Source organism: Dysgonomonas sp. Marseille-Q5470, from assembly GCF_951230145.1.
Taxonomy (GTDB): domain Bacteria; phylum Bacteroidota; class Bacteroidia; order Bacteroidales; family Dysgonomonadaceae; genus Dysgonomonas.
Window position 1 is genome coordinate 1 of sequence record NZ_CATNVE010000024.1, and the last position, 2641, is coordinate 2641.

Below are 2641 nucleotides of genomic sequence, written 5' to 3' on the forward strand. Positions count from 1 at the left end.
TGTATATAATAAATGAAAAGTATACCGGAATGGATTTGAAAAGTATACCACTTAGGAAGGATTTTCAAAGAACGTAAAATGCTTATAAGTTAGCTTCTCTTGCTAACATTTTTTCAGTTTCTTTAACACGGTAAGATTGCCCATTCATATTAATGAGATATGCTTTATGGGTCAATCTATCTACCATGGCTGCCACCAACACCTTATCCTTGACTATTTCTCCCCATCTGTTGAATGCCAGATTGGTTGTAATGATGGTCGCCTTCTTTCCAGCTCTGAGTGATAGATGATTAAACAGGAGTTCTCCTCCTTCTTTATCGCAGCTGACATATCCGAACTCGTCACAGATGACCATATCGTATCTCTGGAAGCGTATCTCCAACTGTCTGAGACTCTTCTGTGAGCGGCATTCCCTGATTTGGGTAAGCAGATGTGGCACGGAGGTAAAGAAGACTGTATATCCTTCCAGACATGCTTTTATACCAAGTGCGATAGATAGATGCGTCTTACCTGTTCCGGGGTTTCCACAGAAGACTATATTCCGTCCTTCTTTGATAAAATCAAGAGTTTCCAGTTCCGGCAAAGCCGTTTGGGCATCCTTGGGCAGTTCCTCTTTTACCAGTTCCTGTAAGTACTTGAGTTCGGGGAATCCGGCTCTTCTGACTCGTTGCTTGCGTCTATTTTCGATACGCACTTCGACCTCTTTAGCCAGTATTTGGTATATCAACGTACGATAACTCCAGTTCTGGTCAGTGCCCAACGTAATAAAATCATCAAGCTCATCCCGCATGACAGCCATCTTCAGCTCTCTTGCATACTCAATAGTCAATTCTTTTTCAGATAGATTTTCCATTTTTCATTGTTTAAATTAGTGTTTATAGTTATTATTCTTGAATGTTCCCTGGTTATCCATGATTTGAGAGAGATCCATTAATATCTTAAAGGCACCTTCTTCAATATCGGCAGATTGCTCCTCTCTGATCTGTGGATGCTTCACGGTACTGCTCTCAGGTTCAGACTCGGTCAAGGCATGCATCAGTGTTTTAATCTGATCTGCCGATACGTTTCGTAACCCGCGTTTTCTTAAGTCCTGATAAGCCATTACGATATCCTGATCAGTAAATCCATGATCGTGCGCATACTGCAAGAGGAAGACAAAATCTTTGGGCTTATCGGCAAATTGCCTGTTGAAGAGTTCCTGTATCTGTTTTGGCATCTGCCGAAGAGCCAATGAACCATGAACAGCCCCCGGTTTACGAAGTAGTGTTCTGAGGTAATGTTCCAGTTTGATACTCCATCCGGGTGTTCCATAAATGCGTTCATGTACAGCTTGCTTTTCCTTGTTGTGTACCACAACCAACCTCTCGGAGTATACCTTGACATCGACCATTTTACCCACCAGGGTGTCAGGAACCGAGTAATGGGAACCTTGCTTACAGATAGTAGACCATTTATCTACTTTAAAGATATCCCACTCGAAGCAACCCATCTCATTGGTGCAATGATTTAATGCAGCCAGATCGGCTGCCAGGCTCACTTGCTTGTCATTGGTGGAAGGGCTGCCCACTTCCTGGTTTATTCGCTCACAGGTAGCCGTCAATTGAGTCTGAGCATCCTCCAATGTGTTGAATCGTAAGTTGACGCAGAAAGCCTTACGCCTGACATACTCTACTGAACGTTCCACATGCCCCTTCTCCCAGCCGGCGCGTACATTGCAGAAACGGTAGTGATAACGATAGAAGTTACTCAGGCGCAGAAGTGCATCAGTAGGCCTTTTTTCTGCACCTACGAACTCCTTGATGGCTACACGCATATTATCATAGACCATCACAGCGGGTACACCATGTATCCCAGAAAAGAAGTTCCGGTGAGATTCCATGAAGGCCAGGGTATCCTGATGACGAAACAGCCAGGCATAACGACCATTGCTGTGACTGAAGGTAAAGACAGCCATATACAGCTTATGAAGCTTTCCTGAAAGATAAAGTTTGACTTCACCCCAGTCAAACTCACAAGCTTCTCCCGGAGGATAATAACCTCGGATAAAAGCTTCACTGCTTTGATCCTTCTTGGAACCCTTAGATTCCTTGATGTATTTACAAACTCCCGAATAACTGACTCTAAAACCTTTACCTACAACGAACTCATAAATATCCTTGCCCAGCATACATTGCTTTTTAAGACCAAGAGAACGCTTCTGTACATTCTTATGCAGACAATCATCAATAAGGTCTTGAAGAACTCCTGTGATCACTCTACGGCTACGTTTAGAACTATCGTAAGCAGGAGCGCAGGTTAGCAGTGTTTCCAGAGAAGCATCCTGATCGGAACTTTCTAAAGTAGCTTCATACTCCGCAATGACTTTAGAAACAGTCTTACGATTAATATCCAGTTCTCTGGCTATAGCACGTTTACTATAACCTCTGGTTCGATACATGTGTATAATTTGTTGTCTATCCACCATTTTAATCATTTTATCCTCTGTGTTTTATTCATACACAAAGGAATTTATAATGTTAGTATTTGTTAATAAAATAAAGAATCTTAACAACCAAATGAATGTTAAATCATCCTATTTTACTCCCATAGGTGGTATACTTTTGAATTATTCTGGTGGTATACTTTTCAAGTATTATTTACA

At 41.9% G+C, this 2641-nt stretch carries 2 protein-coding genes; both read right to left on the reverse strand.

All coding sequences use genetic code 11. The features are described 5' to 3' along the window. Positions 1–82: 82 nt before the first annotated feature. Complete coding sequence (gene istB, locus QOX35_RS16355; RefSeq protein WP_283687830.1) at positions 83–853, reverse strand: IS21-like element helper ATPase IstB; 771 nt, start codon at positions 851–853, stop codon at positions 83–85. 15 nt (positions 854–868) lie between these two features. Continuing rightward, entirely contained in the window at positions 869–2473 is a 1605-nt protein-coding gene (gene istA / locus QOX35_RS16360) for an IS21 family transposase (RefSeq protein WP_283687831.1), read from the reverse strand. Positions 2474–2641: the final 168 nt, after the last annotated feature.